General features: G+C 28.4%; 21 protein-coding genes. 14 read left to right on the forward strand and 7 right to left on the reverse strand.

The genetic code is table 11. The annotated features are described in order from the left end of the window. Window positions 1-455: 455 nt before the first annotated feature. The 5 genes from BN2920_RS11080 to BN2920_RS11100 all read right to left on the reverse strand — a co-directional run bounded on the left by BN2920_RS11080 (window position 456) and on the right by BN2920_RS11100 (window position 5,160). Window positions 456-1,160 (reverse strand): ABC transporter ATP-binding protein, encoded by a 705-nt coding sequence (locus BN2920_RS11080; protein ID WP_058295069.1) that lies wholly within the window; start codon window positions 1,158-1,160, stop codon window positions 456-458. 10 nt (window positions 1,161-1,170) lie between these two features. Then, the gene (locus BN2920_RS11085; protein WP_058295070.1) at window positions 1,171-1,938 is read right to left on the reverse strand and encodes an ABC transporter ATP-binding protein; all 768 of its coding nucleotides are present in this window, start codon (window positions 1,936-1,938) and stop codon (window positions 1,171-1,173) included. After that, window positions 1,931-2,968, reverse strand: coding sequence for a branched-chain amino acid ABC transporter permease (locus BN2920_RS11090; protein ID WP_097919291.1), 1,038 nt, complete (start codon window positions 2,966-2,968; stop codon window positions 1,931-1,933). The genes BN2920_RS11085 and BN2920_RS11090 overlap by 8 nt, the downstream gene beginning before the upstream one ends. Before the next feature lie 10 nt (window positions 2,969-2,978). Beyond that, window positions 2,979-3,878, reverse strand: a complete 900-nt coding sequence (locus BN2920_RS11095) for a branched-chain amino acid ABC transporter permease (RefSeq protein ID WP_247607737.1) — start codon at window positions 3,876-3,878, stop codon at window positions 2,979-2,981. Window positions 3,879-3,972: 94 nt separating this feature from the next. Next, window positions 3,973-5,160, reverse strand: coding sequence for an ABC transporter substrate-binding protein (locus BN2920_RS11100; RefSeq protein ID WP_058295071.1), 1,188 nt, complete (start codon window positions 5,158-5,160; stop codon window positions 3,973-3,975). A 308-nt stretch (window positions 5,161-5,468) separates the two neighbouring features. Here BN2920_RS11100 and BN2920_RS11105 point away from each other — a divergent pair, with 308 nt between their 5' ends. From BN2920_RS11105 to BN2920_RS11170, 14 genes are all read left to right on the forward strand, one after another. Continuing rightward, window positions 5,469-5,810, forward strand: a complete 342-nt coding sequence (locus tag BN2920_RS11105; protein ID WP_058295072.1) for a zinc ribbon domain-containing protein YjdM — start codon at window positions 5,469-5,471, stop codon at window positions 5,808-5,810. Between the two features lie 671 nt (window positions 5,811-6,481). Beyond that, window positions 6,482-8,347, forward strand: coding sequence for an alkaline phosphatase family protein (locus BN2920_RS11110; protein ID WP_058295073.1), 1,866 nt, complete (start codon window positions 6,482-6,484; stop codon window positions 8,345-8,347). A 381-nt stretch (window positions 8,348-8,728) separates the two neighbouring features. Next, window positions 8,729-9,406, forward strand: a complete 678-nt coding sequence (aat, locus tag BN2920_RS11115; RefSeq protein ID WP_058295074.1) for a leucyl/phenylalanyl-tRNA--protein transferase — start codon at window positions 8,729-8,731, stop codon at window positions 9,404-9,406. A gap of 98 nt (window positions 9,407-9,504) precedes the next feature. Beyond that, window positions 9,505-10,380 (forward strand): AraC family transcriptional regulator, encoded by an 876-nt coding sequence (locus tag BN2920_RS11120; RefSeq protein WP_058295075.1) that lies wholly within the window; start codon window positions 9,505-9,507, stop codon window positions 10,378-10,380. 227 nt (window positions 10,381-10,607) lie between these two features. Next, entirely contained in the window at window positions 10,608-11,186 is a 579-nt protein-coding gene (locus BN2920_RS11125; RefSeq protein WP_058295076.1) for an RNA polymerase sigma factor, read from the forward strand. An 8-nt stretch (window positions 11,187-11,194) separates the two neighbouring features. Then, the gene (locus tag BN2920_RS11130; RefSeq protein ID WP_172437915.1) at window positions 11,195-11,659 is read left to right on the forward strand and encodes an anti-sigma factor family protein; all 465 of its coding nucleotides are present in this window, start codon (window positions 11,195-11,197) and stop codon (window positions 11,657-11,659) included. Between the two features lie 3 nt (window positions 11,660-11,662). Then, window positions 11,663-12,340 carry a DUF2953 domain-containing protein gene (locus BN2920_RS11135; protein ID WP_058295078.1) on the forward strand — a complete coding sequence of 226 codons (678 nt, stop codon included), beginning with the start codon at window positions 11,663-11,665 and terminating at the stop codon, window positions 12,338-12,340. A gap of 64 nt (window positions 12,341-12,404) precedes the next feature. Continuing rightward, window positions 12,405-12,794, forward strand: coding sequence for a GerW family sporulation protein (locus tag BN2920_RS11140; protein WP_058295079.1), 390 nt, complete (start codon window positions 12,405-12,407; stop codon window positions 12,792-12,794). Between the two features lie 412 nt (window positions 12,795-13,206). After that, window positions 13,207-14,373, forward strand: a complete 1,167-nt coding sequence (locus BN2920_RS11145) for a class I SAM-dependent methyltransferase (RefSeq protein ID WP_058295080.1) — start codon at window positions 13,207-13,209, stop codon at window positions 14,371-14,373. 169 nt (window positions 14,374-14,542) lie between these two features. Continuing rightward, window positions 14,543-15,448, forward strand: coding sequence for a chemotaxis protein (locus tag BN2920_RS11150; RefSeq protein ID WP_058295081.1), 906 nt, complete (start codon window positions 14,543-14,545; stop codon window positions 15,446-15,448). A 470-nt stretch (window positions 15,449-15,918) separates the two neighbouring features. After that, window positions 15,919-18,537 (forward strand): bifunctional acetaldehyde-CoA/alcohol dehydrogenase, encoded by a 2,619-nt coding sequence (gene adhE, locus BN2920_RS11155; RefSeq protein ID WP_058295082.1) that lies wholly within the window; start codon window positions 15,919-15,921, stop codon window positions 18,535-18,537. A gap of 213 nt (window positions 18,538-18,750) precedes the next feature. Next, on the forward strand, window positions 18,751-19,122 hold the full coding sequence (locus tag BN2920_RS11160; protein ID WP_058295083.1) for a DUF2089 domain-containing protein: 372 nt from the start codon (window positions 18,751-18,753) through the stop codon (window positions 19,120-19,122). A 73-nt stretch (window positions 19,123-19,195) separates the two neighbouring features. Further along, complete coding sequence (locus tag BN2920_RS11165) at window positions 19,196-19,597, forward strand: SHOCT-like domain-containing protein (protein WP_058295084.1); 402 nt, start codon at window positions 19,196-19,198, stop codon at window positions 19,595-19,597. Window positions 19,598-19,607: 10 nt separating this feature from the next. After that, entirely contained in the window at window positions 19,608-19,835 is a 228-nt protein-coding gene (locus tag BN2920_RS11170; protein WP_058295085.1) for a hypothetical protein, read from the forward strand. 248 nt (window positions 19,836-20,083) lie between these two features. Here the strand turns inward: BN2920_RS11170 and BN2920_RS11175 are convergent, their stop codons facing one another. Continuing rightward, window positions 20,084-21,271, reverse strand: coding sequence for an AI-2E family transporter (locus BN2920_RS11175; protein ID WP_058295086.1), 1,188 nt, complete (start codon window positions 21,269-21,271; stop codon window positions 20,084-20,086). Between the two features lie 1,021 nt (window positions 21,272-22,292). Then, a complete protein-coding gene (locus BN2920_RS11180) occupies window positions 22,293-22,934 on the reverse strand; it encodes an MntP/YtaF family protein (RefSeq protein WP_058295087.1) in 642 nt (213 codons plus the stop codon). Window positions 22,935-22,986: the final 52 nt, after the last annotated feature.

Raw genomic sequence — 22,986 nt, forward strand, 5'->3', positions numbered from 1 at the left:
ATATAAGCGAAATTTAAAGGTAATATATTTCAAAGATCTTTTATTATATGTAATATAAGTATTAAGGCACGTACATAATAGATAAAGATAACTTTAACAACATTAGTTTAAAACATTAGCCCATATGAAATTGTAACAATATATATGTATAGTACTAATTTTATTTATGCTTAATTACAACGATTACGAGAATATAATTAATACTTATATACTATAAGCTGCTACATTGCTGTAACATAGCAGCTTATACTTAAAAATAAACTCTGGAGTCATTACATAAATGGTTGTTAACAAAATGTTTGCTAAATTTTATATTGATGAAAACGGTGTTGATTTCAACCAGTGGTATTTGGATTATTAGTTAATTTTTTTGCAAAGTCAGCAGAATTTAAGACATTTATTTTGATGGCATTCATTAAATTTTGAATGTCTATTGCAACAATAAAAAGGCAATTTTAAGCACCTAGGTAAGCTTTTCTGATTATGTCATCAGCAAGAAGTTCTTTTGCGTTTCCAGTCATGCTCACATGACCAGTTTCAAGAACATAAGCTCTGTCTGCAATTGAGAGAGCCATTTTAGCATTTTGTTCTACTAATAATATGGTTATGCCTGTGTCGTGAAGCTCTTCAACTATTTTAAAAATTTCTTTTACAAGAAGGGGAGATAATCCCATAGAAGGTTCATCCATAAGAAGAATTTTAGGCTGCGACATTATAGCACGTCCCATTGCAAGCATTTGCTGTTCACCACCACTTAATGTGCCAGCTGTTTGTTTATAACGTTCCTTAAGTCTTGGAAAGCGTTTATAAATATCATATATATCAAGTTCAATTTTTGGCTTATCTTTTCTATAATATGCACCCATTTTTAAATTTTCTTCTACTGTCATTTGAGAAAAAACATGTCTTCCTTCTGGAACATGAGCCATGCCAAGTGTAACAATATTGCTTGGATCAATTTTTCTAAGGTCAGTATCATTATAAGTTATTGATCCTGATGTAGCATCCTTAAGTCCTGTAATTGTGTTAAGTATTGTAGTTTTTCCAGCGCCATTGGCACCAATTAATGAAACTATTTCACCTTCATTAACTTCAAGGTTAACATTATGAATTGCATGTACTGCACCATAAGATACATTTAAATTTGAAACTTTTAACATAAGTATCCTCCTATTCTCCAAGATATGCTGCAATAACTTTTGGATTATTGGCAATTTCATTTGGAAGTCCTTTAGCTATTGTTACACCATAGTCGATAACTATAATTCTTTCACAAACATTCATAACAAGGCTCATATCATGTTCGATTAGTAAAATCGAAATATTAAATTTCTTACGAATCAAATTAATACATTCAAGAAGTTCAGCAGTTTCAGTTGGATTCATACCAGCAGCAGGTTCATCCAAAAGTAAAACTTTCATATCGGTTGCAAGAGCACGTGCAATTTCAAGTTTACGCTGCTGACCATAAGGAAGGTTATCAGCTAAATAGTCAGCTTTGTCTTCCATATTAAATAATGAAAGAAGCTCACGTGATTTTTTATCAATTTCTTCTTCTTCATTCCAGTAAGATCCTAATCTAAAAATAGCATGTGGAATAGAATACTTCATATTTTTATTAAATGCTACTTTTACATTATCAAGAACAGTCATTTTTTTAAATAATCTTATATTTTGAAATGTTCTTGCAATGCCTTCATTAACAAATTGATAAGTTTTTTTACCATTCATTTTTTTGTTATTTAAAGTAAGCTTACCATAAGTAGGCTTATATACTCCAGTAAGAAGATTGAAAATGGTCGTTTTACCAGCTCCATTAGGGCCTATAAGTCCAACAAGTTCACTTTCGCCAAGTTCCATATTAAAATTATCAACTGCTTTTAATCCTCCAAAAGCAATTCCAAGATTTTCAGCTTTTAATACTACATTATTACTCATTAATTACACCGTCCTTTTTTTCATCTTGTATATACTGAACTTTTGATGATGCATCTTTTGGTTTACGTAAAATGTATTTATCAATAAATTTAGTTAATGAAAATTCATATGTTCCAAGAAGTCCGGATGGTTTAAAAATCATAACAAGTATTAAAACTATAGAATATAAAAGCATACGATATTTTGAAAAGGCTCTTAAAGCCTCTGGCAAAATAGTTAGTATAATAGCAGATAAAACTGAACCAGTAAGTGAGCCCATTCCACCAAGAACAACCATAACTACATATTCAGTGGATTTCATAAATCCAAGTCCGCTTGCATTTAAAACTGTTAAATGATGTGCAAAGATACCGCCAGCAATTCCAGCAAAGAAAGCTGCAATACTGAAAGCTAATACTTTGAAGAATGTATTGTTAAGTCCAGATGACTCAGAAGCTATATCATCTTCCCTGATTGCAAGTATAGCACGTCCATATCTTGAACGAACAAAAGTAAATAGAACGCCTACAATAAGCGCAGTAATCCAAAATATAACATATATATTAGATAAATTATCAATTCCTATTAATGATTTTCCACCACCAGTTATTTTTAAGTTTTGAATGATAACACGTATTATTTCTCCAAATCCAAGCGTTATGATTGCAAGATAGTCACCACGCAGACGTAATGCAGGAATACCAACTAAGACTCCACAGAATCCAGAGAAGATGCCGCCACCTAAGACTGCAATGAAAAATCTTGCCATATCAGGCATTGCAAAACTTTTTAAACTCATTGAAATTAAAGCTGAGGTATAAGCACCAATTGCTAGAAATCCAGCATGACCTAAAGCAATCTGCCCAAGAAAACCTGTAGTAATATTTAAAGATGTAGTAAGTATAATATTTATACATGCAAGTACGATTATTCCTTGAATATAGCTTGATATTAAATTACCTTTAACTAAAACAACAAGAACTATAAACGCTATAATTAAAGCACCTAGATTAATAAGAGTTGATCTTAATTTTTCTTTTGGCATTTTCATAAATTATCACCTACACTTTCTCACCTATATTTTTACCAAGCAGTCCTGTTGGCTTAACAAGTAAAACTATAATTAGTATTCCAAATACAAAGGCATCTGCAAGCTGTGAATTTATATATGCTTTAGTCATACTTTCAACAATACCTATGACAAATCCACCAACCATAGCACCAGGAATACTACCTATACCTCCTAAAACAGCAGCAATAAATGCCTTTAATCCAAGCATCATGCCCATATAAGGTTCTACTTTAGGATAAGAAGCAACATACATTAATGAACCGACAGCAGCAAGTGCAGATCCAATTGCAAAAGTTAATGAAATTGTTCTATTTACTTTTACTCCCATTAGAACTGATGCTTGCCTATCTTCTGAAACAGCACGCATAGATCTTCCAAGTTTTGTTTTCTTGACAAATAATTGAAGAATAAGCATGACGATGATACTTATTGAAATTGTAAGAACTGAGCTTTGGGTAATAGAAATACCACCTAAAGCTACATTATCTTTTGAAAACATTGCAGGTACAGATCTTGGCGAAGAAGTAAATAATACTAAACATAAATTTTCAAGAAGTAAGCTCACAGCAAGAGCAGTAATTAATGAAGAGAGGGAACCAGCACCTCTTAATGGTTTATAGGCAATACGCTCAACAAGCATTGCTAAGATTGCACACATTATTATTGCAGGGATAACACTAATATATATAGGAATTCCAAAAGCGCTGCAGAATGGAATGGTGAAAACTATAATATATCCTCCAACCATTATAAAATCACCATGAGCAAAATTTATTAACTTAATGATTCCATAAACCATGGTATATCCTAAAGCGATTAGAGCATAAACACTTCCAATTTGAAGCCCATTTATGAGCTGTTTAAAAAATATTATAAAATTTGCATCCAATGAATACACTTCCTTTCTTAATATAAAAATATAATTAAGGAGTACTTCAATTTGAAATACTCCTTTTGAATTTGTTGAAAGATATAATTAAGTTTTATTCAACAGTAGAATTCCAAGTGTATTTTCCGTCTTTAATTTCTATAATTGCAGCACCTTTCTTAGGATTTCTATTTTCATCTAAAGCTATATTTCCAGTAACACCTTCATATGTCATTCCAGTCATTGCTTTTACAATAGATGCATCATCAGTAGCGCCAGCCTTTTCAAGTGCTTCTTTAACCATATAAGTTGAATCATAAGCTAATGCTGCTAAAGCATTTGGAGTTTTACCATCGTATTTATCTTTATAAGCTTTGATAAAGTTTTGAACTTTTTCAGAAGTATCATCAGAAGAATAGTGGTTTGAGAAGAAACAATTATTTAATGCTTCCATAGAGCCAGAATCAGTTGCCTCAATTACACCATCCCATCCATCTGCACCAAGTATTGGGCCAGTATATCCAGCAGCTCTTGCTTGAGAAGCAATTAAAGTATCAGTGCCATAGTAATCAGGAACAAACAATACATCAGGATTTAATGAAGCTATTTTTGTAAGCTGAGTATTAAAGTCAACATCACCATTTCCGTATCCTTCAGTAGTTGTAATTTCTAATCCTGAATTTTTACCAGCACTCTCAAAAGAATCTTTAAGACCAGTAGAATACTCATCAGTAGTGTTATAAAGTATTCCAGCAGTTTTGGCTTTTAAATTTTTAGATGCAAATGTTGCCATAATTTCACCTTGGTGTGAATCTGTGTAACATGCTCTGAATATACTATTTCCAAGACCAGTTATAGCATCATTTGTACTGGTTGGAGTAAGTATTAATTTACCATCTTTTGCTGCGACAGAAGCAATGGCAGATGTATCAGCAGAAGCAACTGATCCGATTACTGCAACAACTTTATCTCCTTTTAATTTGTTGTAACAGTTAACAGCTTCAGCACTATCATGTTTATCATCAAGATATGTTGCTTTAATTTGTTTTCCAAGGACACCTCCGCTGGCATTTATCTCATCAATAGCAAGTGCAATTGCATTATTAACGGCTATACCATAATCTGATAATGCACCACTTGATGGTGAAATAACTCCTATTGGAATTGTGTCACCGGATGCTGTGGATTCACTAGATGATGACTCGGACTTTGAATCAGATGGAGATGATGATGTACTACCACAAGATATAAAAGTAATAGACATAAGTACTCCTAAAACTAAACTTAATACTCTTTTTTTCATAAAATAACCCCCACTCAAAATAAAAAAGCAAAGATGCAGAAAATAAATGCATCTTTGCTTATTGGATATATTATAAGAAGTATTATATATAATAGCAATAGAAAAGATGAATAAATTAAACAAAATAGGAAATAACATCAAAAAAGTAAAATAAAAACAGTTTTTAATATTAAATTGTTAATATAATAAGGATATGATATTATATTAATCTATGAGTATAAATATCTTAATAATAGATATTTAATATCTTAATTAGATTTTTATATATACTTATAAGTAATTATAACAAGAGAGAAAGGAATGAATTTATGCAAGCTTTGCCAAAATGCCCAAAGTGTAATTCAGAATATACTTATGAGGATGGAAATATTCTTATTTGTCCAGAATGTGCATATGAATGGACTTTAAATTCAGAAAACCAAAATACTGATGATGTACTTGTTGTTAAAGATTCTAATGGAAACATATTAAACGATGGAGATTCTGTAACAATAATAAAGGATCTTAAAGTTAAAGGAAGTTCTTCTGCTCTTAAAAAAGGAACTAAAGTAAAGAATATAAAATTAGTAGAAGGCGATCATAATATTGATTGTAAAATAGATGGTTTTGGGGCAATGCAGCTAAAATCAGAATTTGTTAAAAAATTATAAAAACATCTACTATGGCTGTTATGTGATATGTATGGATTAAATCCATATTTTTATTGCATAGCAGCTTTTTTTATTATTATGAAGCAATAAAAAATTTACTATATATGTTGCAATTAGTTTTCTACATTTTGTATGCTGGTATCTACTTAGGGTGTAAATATTTTAAATGTAATTTTATTATTGCAATATATATAAGTTCCAATAAAGTTACTTCATATGAACCATATATCCTTTTGGGTTTAGGGCAGATTTTAATGAAGATTCTTAATTAGAACATATATATTAATATATTTTCTGCTTTGTATAATGATGTGTTTTAAGAAAATGTTGGTAAACAGACGATTAAAAATTCAATGCCAGTATTTTGCATATCTTAAGATAAGTAAAAATTATTTAACAACATTTATCTAAAACATATTCCTATATATTTATGAAATAATATATTAAAAATATATTACAAACATATTACAAAAAGCTTGTATACTCTGAAATTTCCTAGGTGCTTTAGAATGCTATTTATTATTTAGTTAAAAGAAGGAAGATATGTCAACGTAAAAGCATTGATAATAATTTGATACAGTGATAGTATATGATATAGCAAGAAAGTTTTAATATGAATTTAACAGAATGCAAACAAAAACTTAATATGGGGGGATATAAATTAATAGGTTATGAAGAATATTTTATATAATTTAAAAGAAAATTTTAAGAGATACGATTTCAAAATAGCTACTATATTATTATGTTTATCACCACTAATATCATTTTGGTCAATAGAAATGCTTCAAGGTGGGAATATATTTAAATTAAATATAAATGCTATTTTAGCAAATATATTTTGTTATGTGTTTGTGTATGGTATTTTATTTGCATTAATAAAAAGTACTAGATACACAACAATAATAGGAAATATTTTATTTTTTATAATAGGTGTTTCAAATCATTTTGTAGCAGAATTTCGTAATACACCTATTTTACCATCAGATTTACGTTCATTTAAAACAGCAGCAAGTGTAGCTGGAAATTTCACATATAATTTTTTAGACTATAAAATTATAGTGCCATTTATAGTTTTACTGTTAGTTTTAGTTATTTCTATTTTCAATAAAAATTATACATGGAAAAATAGTTTAAAAAGAAATTTAGCTTTAGTAGCTGTTTTCTTAGTTGTTGGAACTACAAGTGCTGTTACAGTATACAAAACTGATTTTCTAAAGAATATTGGACTTACAGTAAACCTTTGGGAACAAAATGTTGGATATAGAGAAAATGGCTTTTTTGCAAGCTTTATAAATAACAGTAAATTTTTAATAGTTGAAAAGCCGGAAAATTACGATCCAAATACAATTGGGCAAACAGTTTTAGCTAGTAGTGACAGTGATAAAACCATGGAAGTATTTTCAAACAATGTTACTACACAATCTAAGAAACCCAATATAATTGCAATTATGAATGAATCTTTTGGAGATCCAAGTGTAATTGCAGATTTTAAAACAAATGAAGATTATATGCCATTTATCAGGAACATGAGTGAAAATACAATAAAGGGAAATATGCTTGTATCAGTTTTTGGAGGTAATACATGTAATTCAGAGTTTGAGTTTTTAACAGGAAACAGTATGGCCTTTTTACCAGCTGGTAGTATTCCATATCAGCAATATGTTACAAAACCTATGGGAAACTTAACGAGTATATTAAATGAGCAAGGATATGAAAGTACAGCAATACATCCATATCCAGGAACAGGTTGGAACCGTAACACCGTATATAAAGATTTTGGTTTTAGTGAATTTTATGATTCAGAAGATTTTGTAGATCCATCTTATTATAGATGCTATATAAGTGATGAAAGTAGTTATGATAAAATTAAAGAAGTGTTAGAAGATAAAAGCGATGATAAACCTAAGTTTATATTTAATGTAACTATTCAAAATCATGGTGGATATAACTTTGGTGAAGATGTATTTGAAAGTGATGTTAAGATAACTGACATGAAAAATACAACTCAAGCAAATCAGTTTTTAAGCTTAGCAAAACGCTCTGATGAAGCATTTAAAAATCTTCTTACTTATTTACAAGGAATAGATGAACCAACAATTGTTGTTTTCTTTGGGGATCATATGCCTCCAATTGAACAAAAATTCTATGAAGAGATATATACAAGAAGAGGAACTTCTTTATTTTCATTAGATAATTTAGAAGATCTTCAAACAAAATTTACAGTTCCATTTAGAATATGGGCAAATTATGATATAGAAGAACAGGATTTAGGTACAATAAGTGCAAATTATTTATCATCTATATTATTAAATACAGCTAATTTAGAAATGTCAGATTATAATAAATTCTTACTTAAGCTTAGAGAAGAGATTCCAGCAATGAATGTTAATGGATATATTGGAGCTGATGGAAAGTATTATAAATATGATGAAGAAAGCCCATACAGTGATGATATAAAAGAATACGAGAAGTATCAATATAATAATTTATTTGATAAATCTCATAAAGATGAAGAAAAATTTAATGTTAGTAAATAATGTGAAAGAGGATACATCATAATTAAGTGATTTTGATGTATCCTCTATTTATATTTTGAATCGTAATCATTTATTATTATATTGATAATATCATCATTCCAATTTATATCACAATAGATGCTTTCTACATACATACTATACCAAACTTTTAATAACATTATTGGATCTCGAGCGTTATTATAAAAAACATAACTTGAGTTAGATATTGCTTTTTGAGTATAGTATATATTAGTTTCTAATATATACTAAATAAAAGGACATATGATATTATATAAATAGAAAGAATAATGATATTTGTATAGAAATGCTAAGTTTATTATAAATAGACAATAAATTTAAAGAAAGGACTGCAATAAAATATAGCAGCGCGGTAGAGTTTAAATGGCAGTTTATAGATTACCACAAGAATTAATATTTCCAGATCCAGAACTTTCGGAAGAGGACGGACTTTTAGCAGTTGGTGGAGATTTATCAATAGAAAGACTGATTCTTTCGTATTCAAATGGGATTTTTCCATGGTATAACGAAGGTGAACCTATTTTATGGTGGTGCCCAAAACCTAGATTTATATTAAAGCCAGATGAAGTTAAAGTATCAAAATCAATGAGAAAAATAATTAAAAAGAATATATTCGAAGTTAAATTTAATACAGATTTTGAAGGTGTAATAAATAACTGTAAAATTACACGTGAAGATGAAGAAGGAACCTGGATAACAGAAGATATGAAAAGTGCATATATAGATTTATTTAAAGCTGGATATGCAATGAGTGTTGAAACATATTTAAATGAAGAATTAGTTGGTGGACTTTATGGTGTTAAAATTGGAAAATGCTTCTTTGGTGAATCTATGTTTTCAAAAGTAAACAATAGCTCAAAAATTGCACTTATAACTTTAGCTGAAAAATTAAAAGAAGAGAATTTTGCTTTTATAGATTGTCAGGTTCATACAGATCACTTGGAAAGTATGGGCGCAAAATTCGTTGAATGGGATGAATTCAAAAGAATGCTCAATGATTATTGTTCGATTTTTCCATATGTAGATACGCAAAGTGTATGAAGAGTAATTAATATGAAATTGAAATGGACAGAAGAGAGCAGAAAATGACAAGATTTAATTATGTCCATGATATAGAATATTGGTGAGAGGTGATGTAAATGGAATGGACAGAAAGCTTAAAGAGGGCAATTAATTATATGGAAAAACATCTGCTAGAAGATATTGGAGCAGATGAAGTGGCTGATCAAGTATATATGTCATCGTTTTATTTTCAGAAGGGATTTAAAATTATGACAGGGTATTCTATAGGTGAGTATATTAGGAATCGCAGGCTTTATATGGCCGCGTTGGAGCTAATATCAAATAAGGAAAAAATAATTGATTTGGCATATAAATATGGTTATGATAGTCCAGAAAGTTTTACAAAAGCATTCAGCCGTTTCCATGGAGTATCTCCAAAACAACTGAAAGGAGATACAAGAAAAATAAAGACCTTTTTACCTCTTAAAATTATTGTATCAATTAGAGGAGGAAACGATATGGATTATACAATAGAAAAAATGGACGTTATTAAAGTAATTGGGTGTGATAGAAATTTTGCTTACGAAACAGCTTACACTGAAATTCCAAAGTTCTGGGAGGAATTTTCTAAAAATTGTATTAATGATAAAAATAGTAAAGAAACTAAAAGAGTAATTGAAGAATGTATGATTGGGCAATTTGGAATATGCATTGAAGATGCACCAGGAAAGAAAGAATTTCGTTATATGATTGCAGGAAAATATAATGGTGGTAATATACCGAAAGGAATGAAAATATTTGAAATTCCGAAAGCAAAGTGGGCGAAATTTAAATGTACAGGTCCTCTGCCAGGATCATTACAGTCTGTGAATACTCAAATTTTTAAAGAATGGTTACCTGGTAATCCAGATTATGAGATTGAAATGGGAATAAATGTTGAGTGGTATTCATGTGGAAATTGTAATTCTTTTGATTATGAAAGTGCAATATGGATTCCAGTAAAAGAAAAATAGAAGAGAAGTAAAGATTAGGGCGCTGTCACATTAAATAATCTGTGATAGTTCCTTTTTTTCTGCACTATAAATTTAAGTTATTCTTTTAAAGTAAGAGGTAAAATTAAAGAATGAAGAGAAGTGTTATGAAAAATTTCAAATAAGTGAAACTTTTTATAATTTATAAGTGTATGGTTATATATAGATTAATATTAAATGAAGTTCATATTAAAAGTGGGGGAATAAATGTGGAGGTAGACAAGAAACTCATTGAAAAATGTAAAGAATATGATAAATATTCATTTATGAAATTGTATAATATGTATGAAAAATATTTATATTCTTTATGTTTCAATTATGTACAGAATCCGCATGATGCACTTGATATGGTACAGGAAATATATATTAAGGTTTTTAAGAATATTGACAAATTTGATACAGAGATGCCATTTCATCCATGGATAAGAAAAATTTCAGTTAATACATGTTTAAACTTTACAAGAACAATTAAAAATAATGTGGTATCTATGAATGTATGTATAAATGACATTGATGGTGAGGTAACATTAGGAGATACATTTGTGTCAGAAGAAGATGTTCTAGATGAAGTTATTAATTTAGAAACTAAAACCATAATAAAAAAATATCTTACTGAGATGCCAGAGGAATATAGAATGGTTATAGTTCTTAGATATTATGAAGAATTATCATATAATGAAATAGCAGAACTTATTGGAAGGCCATTGGGGACCATAAAAACTGAAATTTATCGTGCAAAAGCTATTCTTAAGAAAAAACTTGAAAAAGTTATGGAGGTGAATAAATAATGTGCAATATGGACAAGCGATTGTTATATTCTTATGCAGATAATTCAATAGAACCCTTGGAAAAAATAATTTTGGAAGAACATTTGAAATATTGTAAGGAATGCGCGCAAGAATTAATTGAAATAAGAAATATGGAAGGTAAACTAGCAGCTTTTGATTTTGAAGATATTGAAATTCCACAAAGGTTATCAGATTTAAGTGAACTTATTATCGATAACTGCTTAAATGAAGTTGAAAAAGAAAAACCAAAAATAACATATAACAATTATAAAGAAAGTATACGATTAATGAAATCCACAATTTTAGATGGATATAAGCTTAGATATAATAATCCGTATGATAAGCTGATAAAAAAGAATATTGCCATAACTACTAATATTGTAAAAAAATCAGCAGGAAGGTACTGCCAAAGTAAATTTGAAAACAGCAAACTAGCAAAAAGTAAACTGTATAAAATATTAAAGGCGGTGTAAAAAATGGCAATATTGCTTTTGGGATTGAAAATCATAAGTGTAGTATTGATAATAATTTCATTAATACTTACAGCTATAATTTTTGTACCATTTAGATATATAGTTAAAGGATCCATTGATGAAGGATTTTATGGAAATGCATGTGTTAAGTTGTTATTTGGATTAGTAAAGCTTATTATATCAAGAGAAAAAGAAAGTTCAAAAGTAAAAATGCAAATAAGTTTATGTGGGATAAATATTTCGATGGCAGATAAAAAAAAATTTAAAACCAGAGAAACCAAAAAGTCAGAAATAAAAGAAAAAAGCTCAAAGAAGATTCAATTTAATAAGAATCTTTTTAATATACTTTGCAACTATACGAAAGAAGTTTTAAATATAATTAAGCCCAAATATATAAAAGCAGATGGAATTTATGGATTTGAAGATCCATCTATGACGGGTATTTTATCTGGACTAATAAGCATAATAAATACAGCTTATCCAAACAACAACATTAATCTTTTCCCCAGATTTGAAGAAGAAGTCTACCATATTGAACTAGAAATCATGGGAAAAATTTTAGGATTTATAATTATATTTAAAACTATTCATCTTTTAATGAAAAAAGATATTAGAAAAATAATCTTTTCAAAAAAAGAAAAAAATATGAAACATTTAAAGCCAAAGATGTGTATTAAATAGTATAAAACATATTGATCAATATAAATTATAAATTAATAAGTTAAGATTTTAGGAGGAGAGATTTATGGAAAATAATTTTAAAGAAAGCATTGATTCTATATTTAGTAATTTTGAAAGATTTATAAAAACAGAAACTGTAGTTGGACAACCCATAGTTGTAGGAGAAGTAACTCTTGTACCAATTATTAGCGTATTCTTTGGCTGTGGAGCTGGTGGAGGAAAAGGAAGCGATAATAAAAGTATAGATAGCGATGGAGCAGGCGGTGGCGGTGGTGCAAGAATTACTCCTGATGCAATTGTTGTAATTAAAAAAGGTGAAGTAAGCATGCTTCCAATTAAAAGTAAAAATAATTTAGAAGCATTAATTGAAATGGTTCCAGAGATTATAACAAAAGTAAGTATGAAAAAAGAAAAAGAAGAAAAAAATCAGAATAATAAAGAAGATGAAGAATAAAAAATAAAAGAAGATATAACATATATATAGCCTCAATTTAATAATACTGCGATTAGATTTATAAAAATTATGAGAAAATTTAATTGTAAATAGTATTAGTAAGGAGGTATAAATATATGACTGCAAGAGAACTTACTATAAAAACAATAAATGATATAAAAAAAGAAGATTAAAAGGTGAAAAGGAATATATGGCATACCAAAAAGAAAAGAACTCAAGAAAATTGAAAAATTGGAGTGTAAAGGTTGGAGGGGGCCGCTGGTAGATAAAAACAAATATATAAGAACAAATTTATTGTATTTCATATTTTATGTTTGAAATAATATCTTTACAATATATAATAATATAGTATACAAAGTTATAAAAATCTTTTGTATACTATATTATTTTTTATGATAGGTGTGTTATATAAATGGAAGATTTAATAAAAGCAATAGATGATATGTTAAATGATGAACTGATAAAGATAGTTATAAGCAATAAAATAAATAAAGAAAATAAGTATAATAAAATAAGTATATTTTTAAAAGAAAATAAGAAAAAGGAATATTATCAAATTGAAAAGTATACTGATAAACAGGTATTTCATGAGAATATAGAAAAAGAAGAACTTAGAGATAAGATTTTAGAGTTTGTTTATAATAATTATAAGCAGCTTAACGGATGGTCAGAGAAAACAACTTTTGATATGAAGATTTCTAAAAAAGGTAAAATTCTTTTAAGTAAAAGTAAAACTAATAATACTAAACTGTCAAACAAAAGTCATAATAAAGAAAAGAATTATATACTTAAAGAAGGTACAATAATAAAACCGCTTATTGATTTAGGGGTATTTACTAAGGAAGGAAAGGTTGTTAATTCTAAATATGATAAATACAAACAAATAAACAGATTCATTGAAATAATCGATGATGAAATAAAGAAAAAAGATTATAAAGAACTTACTATATTAGATTTTGGGTGCGGAAAATCATATTTAACTTTTGTGCTTTATCATTATTTTGTAGAAATAAAAAAGATAAATGTTAAAATGATTGGTTTGGATCTTAAGGAAGATGTTATAAATAAATGTAATAAAATTGCTAAAGCATATAATTATGAAAATCTTCATTTTGAGCTTGGTGATATAAATGGTTTTAAATATAATAATAAAGTAGATATGGTTATAACGCTTCATGCTTGTGATACAGCTACAGATTATGCACTTTATAATGCTATAAAATGGAATGCTAAAATGATTTTTTCTGTACCTTGTTGTCAACATGAACTAAATGCTCAAATGAAAAGTGAAAATTTAAATATACTAACAAATTATGGAATAATACAAGAAAGAATTGCTGCACTTATGACTGATAGTATTAGAGGAAATCTTTTAGAATATATGGGATATAAAACTCAGCTATTAGAATTTATAGACATAGCTCATTCGCCTAAAAATATATTGATACGAGCAAGCAAAAACAAAGTATCAGATGAAAAGAAAAATATAGTTTTAAACGAAGTTAATAATTTAATTAAAGAATTTAATTTTAATCCAACTTTATATAAATTGTTAAAGAACGATGGTTGTATCTTATAATTCAACAAAATATAAAAAATTCTATACACATAAATTAAAATATCTTCAATATGTGATAATAATTGAAGATATTTTTTGATTTACATTATATGAAGAATGTTGAATAAATGATATAATCTTATTATTAGGAGAAGATGACTAAATATATAAGCGTAAAGGGGTAGATGTTATGGAAACTAAAAATGACATATTATTAGAATCAGGAACAGGAGAATTGGAGATAATAGAATTTGTGGCAAATGGCAATCATTATGCAATTAATGTTGTTAAGGTTAAAGAAGTTATTGAAATGCCAAAGGATGGATTAACAAAGCTTCCAGATCCTAGACCTGAAATAGCAGGACTTATTTTATGCAGAGATGAAATATTAACATTAGTAGATTTAAAATATATTTTAACAAAGCAAAAATCAAAAAATATAGGTGCTAAAGTTATAATATGTGAGTTTAATAAAATAAAGGTAGCATTTAATATTGATGATATTATAGCTGTACATCGTATTAAATGGGAAGAAATAAGAAAACCAGATGATTTATCAGAAAACTCATTGTCTGTAGGGAATATTCTTCTTGGAACAAAAGTTTTGATAATGCTTGACTTTGAAAAAATAGTTACAGATATTTGTCCAAGCTCTGGAATAAGTGAAGACAGACTTGTAAATGTAGACTATAAAGATAGATCAAATATAAAAGTCATGCTTGCAGATGACTCAGCTTTAATAAGAAGACTATTAAAAGATACATTAACCAAAGCAGGATTTAGAAATTTAAGAATTTTTGATGATGGACAGCAGGCTTTAGATTATTTAACTGAACTTAAGGCTAAAAAAGGTGAAAACTTTAGAGAAGATGTACAATTACTAATAACAGATATAGAAATGCCTAGAATGGATGGTCTTACATTAACAAGAAAAATTAAAGAAGATCCTATATTACAAAAACTTCCTGTTATAGTATTCTCTTCATTAATTACTGATGAGCTAAGACACAAAGGAGAATCAGTAGGAGCAAATGCACAATTAAGTAAACCAGAAGTTGAGGGATTAGTTAAAACAATAGATAACTTACTGTCTTAATTAACAGAATAATAAATAATGGTCAGTAGTTTGGTTAAAACAATATATACTTAAAAAATAAAAAGATAATTTAAAATGGAATTGAAATTTTATATGTTTATATAAAAAATCTAGCTAAGCTTATAAGAAAATTATTTTAATATAGTTTTTCTTATGAATAATTTTTAGCAAGTAACGTTATAATATGATTAATTATTAAAGCAGTTAGTAAGGATTTTAGAAAGATAAATATAATAGAATTTTAGTTCCATTTTTTTGAATTAAAAATAACAATACAAATTTGGGCAGATGAACTATTAACGACAAAATAATCGATAGATGCATAAAAATTTTAGCTATAATTAAATAAAATTTAAAAATAATTCAAAATTGTTTGACAAAAGACAAACAATAGACTAGAATTGATTTGTGAAAAGTGTTAAAAATATCACAAGATAAATTTTTTAGTGAATTTACTAGGAGGTATGGGAATGAAAGTTACAAACCCACAAGAATTGACAGCAAGAATTGAAGCATTAAGAGTAGCACAAAAAGAATTCGCAAACTTTACTCAGGAACAAGTTGATGAAATATTTAGACAAGCGGCTATGGCAGCTAATAATAACAGAATTAAATTAGCTAAAATGGCAGTAGAAGAAACTGGAATGGGTATAGTTGAAGATAAGGTTATAAAAAACCACTTTGCGGCTGAATATATTTACAACCAATATAAAGATATGAAAACTTGTGGAGTTCTAGAAGAGGATCACACATATGGTATTACTAAAGTTGCAGAGCCGATAGGTGTTATAGCAGCTATAGTTCCAACAACAAACCCAACTTCAACAGCAATATTTAAGACGTTAATTGCACTTAAAACAAGAAATGCAATAATTATATCACCACATCCAAGAGCTAAAAATGCTACAATTGAAGCTGCTAAAATAGTTTTAGATGCAGCAGTTAAAGCTGGAGCTCCAGAAGGAATAATAGGATGGATTGATGAACCATCAGTAGAATTATCACAAAATGTTATGAGAGAGTCAGATATAATACTTGCTACAGGTGGCCCTGCAATGGTTAAGGCAGCTTATTCATCAGGAAGACCAGCTTTAGGGGTTGGAGCAGGAAACACTCCAGCGATAATAGATGAGACTGCACATATTAAAATGGCAGTGAACTCAATTCTTTTATCAAAAACTTTTGATAATGGAGTGATTTGCGCATCAGAACAATCACTTGTTGTATTAGAAGAAGTTTATGATGAAGTTAAGAAAGAATTAAGTGAAAGAGGAGCTTATATCTTAAAAGGTGAAGAAATAGATAAGGTAAGAAAGATTATCTTAAATGAAAAAGGCGGATTAAATGCCAACATGGTTGGTCAATCTGCATATAAAATTGCTAAAATGGCAGGTGTAGATGTGCCGGAAACTTCTAAGGTATTAGTAGGTGAAGTTACTTCAGTAGAGCTTGAAGAACCATTCTCACACGAAAAATTATCACCAGTACTTGCAATGTACAAAGTTAAAACATTTGAAGAAGCTTTAGATAAGGCTGATAGATTAATAGTTCTTGGTGGAATGGGTCACACATCAGTACTTTACACAGATGAAATAAAATCAAAAGATAGAATATCAGCCTTCGGTGCTAGAATGAAAACTGCAAGAACATTAATAAACATGCCAGCATCTCAAGGAGCTATAGGTGATTTATTTAACTTTAAACTTGCACCATCTTTAACATTAGGATGTGGATCATGGGGAGGAAACTCAGTTTCAGAAAACGTTGGTCCTAAGCATTTAATAAATGTAAAAACTATAGCTAAGAGGAGAGAAAATATGCTTTGGTTTAGAGTTCCTGAAAAAACTTATTTTAAATATGGATGTTTACCAATTGCTTTAAATGAATTAAGTGATATGGGTAAGAAAAAGGCATTCATAGTAACAGATAAGGTATTGTTCGAACTTGGATACACTAATAAAATTACAGAAATTTTAGATGCAAACAAAATACAATATAGAATATTCTGTGATGTTGAACCAGATCCAACTTTAAGATGTGCAAAAGCTGGAGCTAAGGAAATGTTAAGCTTTGAACCAGATACAATAATAGCTCTTGGTGGTGGATCAGCTATGGATGCTGCTAAGATAATGCATGTTATGTATGAACATCCAGAAGTTAGATTTGAAGATTTAGCTATGAGATTCATGGATATAAGAAAGAGAGTATATAAATTCCCTGAAATGGGCGTTAAAGCTATGATGGTTTCAATTGCTACATCAGCAGGAACTGGTTCAGAAGTTACTCCATTTGCAGTTATAACAGATGAAGAAACAGGAATAAAATATCCACTTGCTGACTACGCTTTAACACCAGATATGGCTATAGTTGATGCTGAACTTATGATGAGTTCACCAAAGGGGTTAACAGCTTGTGCTGGTATAGATGTATTAGTTCATGCTATGGAAGCTTATGTTTCAATAATGGCATCTGAATATACAAATGGTATGGCGCTTGAAGCAATAAGATTAGTATTTAAATATTTACCACTTGCATATAGTGAAGGAACAACTAATGTTAAAGCAAGAGAAAAAATGGCGCATGCATCATGTATCGCTGGTATGGCGTTCTCAAATGCTTTCCTTGGAATTTGCCACTCAATGGCTCATAAGCTAGGTGCATTCCATCACTTACCACATGGTATGGCAAACTCATTATTATTAAATGAAGTAATTAAGTTTAATGCTACAGATGCTCCAACTAAGCAGGCAGCATTTGCTCAATATAAATATCCAAGTGCAGCAGGCAGATATGCTAAGATTGCTGATTATTTAGGACTTGGTGGAAATACTACAGAAGAAAAAGTTCAATTATTAATTAGAGCTGTAGAAGAATTACAAGTAAAAGTAAATATGCCAAAAACAATTAAAGAAGCTGGTGTATCTGAAGATAAATTCTATGCAAGCTTAGATGAAATGGTAGAACAGGCATTTGATGATCAATGTACTGGAGCTAACCCAAGATATCCACTTATGAGTGAGCTTAAAGAAATGTATATAAATGCTTATGATATAAAAAAAGAAGAAACTAAAAAATCTAAAAAGAAATAGTTATAGATTAAAGACAGTCTACTTAAGGTAGGCTGTCTTTTTTATTCTTTAGGAAATTATATTTATTAAAAAAATTAAAATATAAATTAATATTTTTGATTTTATAAGTTTATAAATAAATAAAATTAATGGAAATATTAAAAAAATTAATATTGTCTATTTACAAATTTTATAAATAGTGATAAATTATTATTAAGGAATGGAGATGATTTAATGCATGAGATAATAAGTAGATGTCCAATATGTGCTAAGAAGCTTGTGGCAACTAAATTAAGATGTAATAGTTGTAATACTGTTATAGAAAATGAATTCAAGTTATCTAAATTTGATTATTTAAATAAAGAACAGCTTTATTTTATAGAAACTTTTATAAAATGCAGGGGAAGTATAAAGGAAGTAGAAAGAGAGCTCGGAATATCATATCCAACTGTTAGATCAAAGCTAGATGAAGTTATTGCAGCATTAGGATATCCAGTAAAAGAGATGAAAGAGCCTAGATTAAGACAAGATAATAATAATATATTGGATGCACTTGAAAAGGGTGAAATATCTCCAGATGAAGCAATTAATAAATTAAAAGAATAAGAAAACACAATTTTAAAAAATATATTAGGGCAAAAAATATCAAAATAAATTATAAAAAATGGAGGATATTATTATGAATGAAGAAGTTTTGAGAGTTTTAAAGATGGTTGAGGAAGGGAAAATAACTGCTGATAAGGCAAAAGACCTTATTGATGCACTAAATAATTCAAATAGAACAAATGATAGTGATGCACAAATTGTAATCAGTGAAAATAAGAATTATGAAGACAAATTTTTAAGAATAAAAGTATTAAGGGCAGAAGGTGATAAAGTTAATGTACAGCTTCCTATCAAAATAATAAGAGAAGTTCTTAAGGTTACAGGAAAACTTCCAATTAAAACAGAAGGATTGGATGGAGTAGATATAGAACAATTAATGAATACAATAGTAACTTGTCTTGATAATGAAGCAATGGGAGAGATTGTTGATGTAACTTCTAATAAAGGTGATATAGTGAAGGTAGTTATAGAATAGAGGCACTATTATGAAGGTTTCAATAAAAGCAGATAAAATAAGATTTACTATACTTATTCCTTTATCTTTATGTGGATTTATTATTAGGCATATACCTAATAAAGAACTAACAGATGAATTAAAGGTGTTAATAATAGAAGCAATTAAATGTGTTAAAAGAAGTTCTAGAGAATATAAAGGAATGAAGATTGTAGAACTAGAAACAGCTGATGGACAGGAAGTAAAAATCACTTTATAAATTAAATAAGGGACATACTAAGTTTAGAGTAAAATAACCTAAATTCAATATATGATAAGCTCGATTGTAGGAAAATTTGAGTGAAAATTCTAAAAATAGAGGCTGTTCCAAAAACAATTTGCTTCAAAAGCAAGTTGTTTTTGGAACAGCCTCTGTTTAAGAATTTTTACTCAAATTTTTGATACAATGCTATCCTTATTCATCATTGATAATTTTTTATTGAAAGTTGTTTTTGCAACTTATTTAGGTTATGACTTTAATTTTTCATGTGTTTTTATGTATGAGTCATACCAATTATTAAATAAAACTCTAAATGATGCGGCTATAGGAACAGATAAAAGCATTCCAAATAAACCACCTATATTTCCACCAATAAGGATTGCCATCATTGTGAAAACTGGATGAAGACCAACACTGTCGCCAACTATTTTAGGTGCAAGAAGATTGTTATCTATTTGTTGAACAACAAGCATAGAAATTATTGCATAAAGAATTTTTAATGGATTTCCACTTAATAAACCCATTATGGCAGCAAGTATAGTACCAACAATTGGTCCTACATAAGGAATCATATTACATATTCCAGCTATTACACCTATTATAAAAGCATAATCAATTCCAACAATCTCTAGTGCGATTGCAGATAAAACTCCAACAAAGAATGCTTCTAATAATTGACCTTTAATAAATTTAGCAAAAGTTTCATGAATTGTTTTGAAAACATATGCGATTTTTCCACCAAGCTTACTTTTTCTAAAAACTAAATTGTATAGTTTTTTCCAAAGATTTATAAAATATTCTGAATCTTTTAATATATAAATACTTAGTATTAATGAAATAAAAAATGTAGCGATTCCACTTCCTATGCTTAATATGTATGAAGTAAAATTACCTAAATTGCTGGCAATATATTGTTGTACATATTGAAGTGATTCTAAAATATAAGGCTCTAATTCCTTAATAAATGGAATATTTAAATTTCTGATTGTATCACTTATTGATGTACTATTAAACAAATTTGAGTTTAGGTACAGAGAAATTTCATCAACAATATTAGAGATAGTTATATTATTTGAAATCTGTCCTCCAATCATAAAGTAGATTCCACAAAGCAGCCCGAGTATTATCCCAATAACGGAAAGGTAAGAAAACAGTATAGCTAAAATTCTTCGAGATGATTCTTTTTTTACTTGAAAAATTGTATTATTTTTAAGAAAATTTTCTATAGCCTTCGTTATTGGAAATAATAAATACGCTATTATGAATGCAAAAAACAACGGCTTTATTAACTTATATATATTTCTTAAAATATCTAAGGACTTGCCGAAGATATCTCCAATATTTGAGATGATTAAATATGCAATATATATTGAAATAGAAGTAACAGCAACATAAATTCCATATTTTATAAGTTTTTTGTCAATTTCGATTTTCATATAATAACTCCTTTCTATAATATTATATTTTACAGTATAAATTATAATAAATAAATCGGTTTTAATATTAAAAATTTATTAAATTAGCAAAGTAGATGTTGGGCAATATAAATAAAGGACGTAGAATCATGGTTTAGTGGATAACAACCGAAATTCAATATATGATATGCTCGATTGCGTAAATATTTCAGCCAAAAATTCTAATGAAAGAGGTTTGCCCAAAACAGTTTGCTCCAACAACAAGTGTTGGACAAACAATTTTGGAACAACCTCTGTCTAAGAATTTAATAACTCAAATTTTCAATACAATACTACGCATAAGCAGAGAACCCAAATCTTTGATTTGGTGTGAATCGCTTACCCCGCGAACGAATGTGAGTCGGGTATTCATATATTGAATTTCTTTGTTTTTCTCTAAAATCATAGACATCTAATTTATTTTAGTTATAATTTATGTGGCTACTTAGAAAATCCAAGTATTCCCCAATATATAAGAAAAGTTCCGAATTACAGTATAGCTGCTCTTTGGCATATAATGCTTGCTGAGGTACGAACTTAGCAGTATAGCCCCTATTCATATAATGATGAATAGGTTTCCTTATAAGTGCACATTCGTAAGGATTTATATTCTGATATTTATAAATCTATATCTTTTAAAAAATGGTAAAATGTTAACTTTTTAAATCTTTAATATCTATAAATAACTATTCCTTAATTTAAAAATGTATTTATGTATAGCAGCAATAATACGGATACTCTGAATTTAGATGAAACAAAGAAATAAAGCTCTTATGTGTGCGGTGTCTTGCATTCAAAAATTGAGCTTTAGAATTCTTCATGTAGACTTGTTCCACAATTGTTTGTCCAATTTTATATTGGAGCAAACATTTGTGGGTGCAAGTCTGCATGTTTGAATTCTTAGCTTCATTTTTGTAGCAAGCGAGCACCTCATAAGAGCTTTATTTCGGTTATTCACACTAAACTTAGTACGTCCTTTATTTTTGTTGTGAGGCATACAATTTTAAGAAATGATATGAAATATTAAACCATACTCATATATACTCATTATGAGTAATAGAATTCCAGTAATCAAAATGTTATATCTTAAAATAAATCTAAAGAATTTAAACTTAATTATGAAACATTCAAGGTAAAATGAAAGTAGAGAAAATAAAAAAATAAAAATCAAGCATAAATCCAAATTTATATGAATTACTCCTGCACTAAAAAATAAAGAAAAACTGTTTATTACAATTGCATATGCAAAAGGAATGCTTTTAGGAATATCAATTAATTTAGAATTATTTTTATCTAAACATTTTGGATTTTCCAGTATATTTTTATATTTAAGGTTAGTTTCATAATAAAATGATGTATCATATCCTAAGAAATATTCATGATGTCTTTTATATTCACAAAGAAAATATATGCTTATGATAAACAGTAATACAATTCCAAAAATATTTGATATATAAGAACCTAATAGAATACTAATTAAATTACCTAAAAGCATAGAAAGAAATGTTCCAATAGTTACAAGTATACTTATAAAAGTAGAACTTGATTTATGGATGGATATTGAATTTACTTTTAAATTGTGAGTAGCACTTATAATAGGTAAACATGCTGTAATGGTAAGTAAAATAGGCGAAAAATAATTCATATTTTCTTTTTCTCCTAAAATAATTGCTATATTGCTAGTATATTAAATTAAG

The organism is Clostridium neonatale, assembly GCF_001458595.1.
In the GTDB taxonomy this organism is placed as follows: domain Bacteria; phylum Bacillota; class Clostridia; order Clostridiales; family Clostridiaceae; genus Clostridium; species Clostridium neonatale.

What these genes read in the sequence shown, in the direction of transcription:
- BN2920_RS11080 (WP_058295069.1), bottom strand. Translation starts at nt 1,160, where the DNA reads ATGTTAAAAGTTTCAAATTTAAATGTATCTTATGGTGCAGTACATGCA.
- BN2920_RS11085 (WP_058295070.1), bottom strand. Translation starts at nt 1,938, where the DNA reads ATGAGTAATAATGTAGTATTAAAAGCTGAAAATCTTGGAATTGCTTTT.
- BN2920_RS11090 (WP_097919291.1), bottom strand. Translation starts at nt 2,968, where the DNA reads ATGAAAATGCCAAAAGAAAAATTAAGATCAACTCTTATTAATCTAGGT.
- BN2920_RS11100 (WP_058295071.1), bottom strand. Translation starts at nt 5,160, where the DNA reads ATGAAAAAAAGAGTATTAAGTTTAGTTTTAGGAGTACTTATGTCTATT.
- BN2920_RS11105 (WP_058295072.1), top strand. Translation starts at nt 5,469, where the DNA reads ATGCAAGCTTTGCCAAAATGCCCAAAGTGTAATTCAGAATATACTTAT.
- BN2920_RS11110 (WP_058295073.1), top strand. Translation starts at nt 6,482, where the DNA reads ATGAAGAATATTTTATATAATTTAAAAGAAAATTTTAAGAGATACGAT.
- aat (WP_058295074.1), top strand. Translation starts at nt 8,729, where the DNA reads ATGGCAGTTTATAGATTACCACAAGAATTAATATTTCCAGATCCAGAA.
- BN2920_RS11120 (WP_058295075.1), top strand. Translation starts at nt 9,505, where the DNA reads ATGGAATGGACAGAAAGCTTAAAGAGGGCAATTAATTATATGGAAAAA.
- BN2920_RS11130 (WP_172437915.1), top strand. Translation starts at nt 11,195, where the DNA reads ATGGACAAGCGATTGTTATATTCTTATGCAGATAATTCAATAGAACCC.
- BN2920_RS11135 (WP_058295078.1), top strand. Translation starts at nt 11,663, where the DNA reads ATGGCAATATTGCTTTTGGGATTGAAAATCATAAGTGTAGTATTGATA.
- BN2920_RS11140 (WP_058295079.1), top strand. Translation starts at nt 12,405, where the DNA reads ATGGAAAATAATTTTAAAGAAAGCATTGATTCTATATTTAGTAATTTT.
- BN2920_RS11145 (WP_058295080.1), top strand. Translation starts at nt 13,207, where the DNA reads ATGGAAGATTTAATAAAAGCAATAGATGATATGTTAAATGATGAACTG.
- BN2920_RS11150 (WP_058295081.1), top strand. Translation starts at nt 14,543, where the DNA reads ATGGAAACTAAAAATGACATATTATTAGAATCAGGAACAGGAGAATTG.
- adhE (WP_058295082.1), top strand. Translation starts at nt 15,919, where the DNA reads ATGAAAGTTACAAACCCACAAGAATTGACAGCAAGAATTGAAGCATTA.
- BN2920_RS11160 (WP_058295083.1), top strand. Translation starts at nt 18,751, where the DNA reads ATGCATGAGATAATAAGTAGATGTCCAATATGTGCTAAGAAGCTTGTG.
- BN2920_RS11165 (WP_058295084.1), top strand. Translation starts at nt 19,196, where the DNA reads ATGAATGAAGAAGTTTTGAGAGTTTTAAAGATGGTTGAGGAAGGGAAA.
- BN2920_RS11170 (WP_058295085.1), top strand. Translation starts at nt 19,608, where the DNA reads ATGAAGGTTTCAATAAAAGCAGATAAAATAAGATTTACTATACTTATT.
- BN2920_RS11175 (WP_058295086.1), bottom strand. Translation starts at nt 21,271, where the DNA reads ATGAAAATCGAAATTGACAAAAAACTTATAAAATATGGAATTTATGTT.
- BN2920_RS11180 (WP_058295087.1), bottom strand. Translation starts at nt 22,934, where the DNA reads ATGAATTATTTTTCGCCTATTTTACTTACCATTACAGCATGTTTACCT.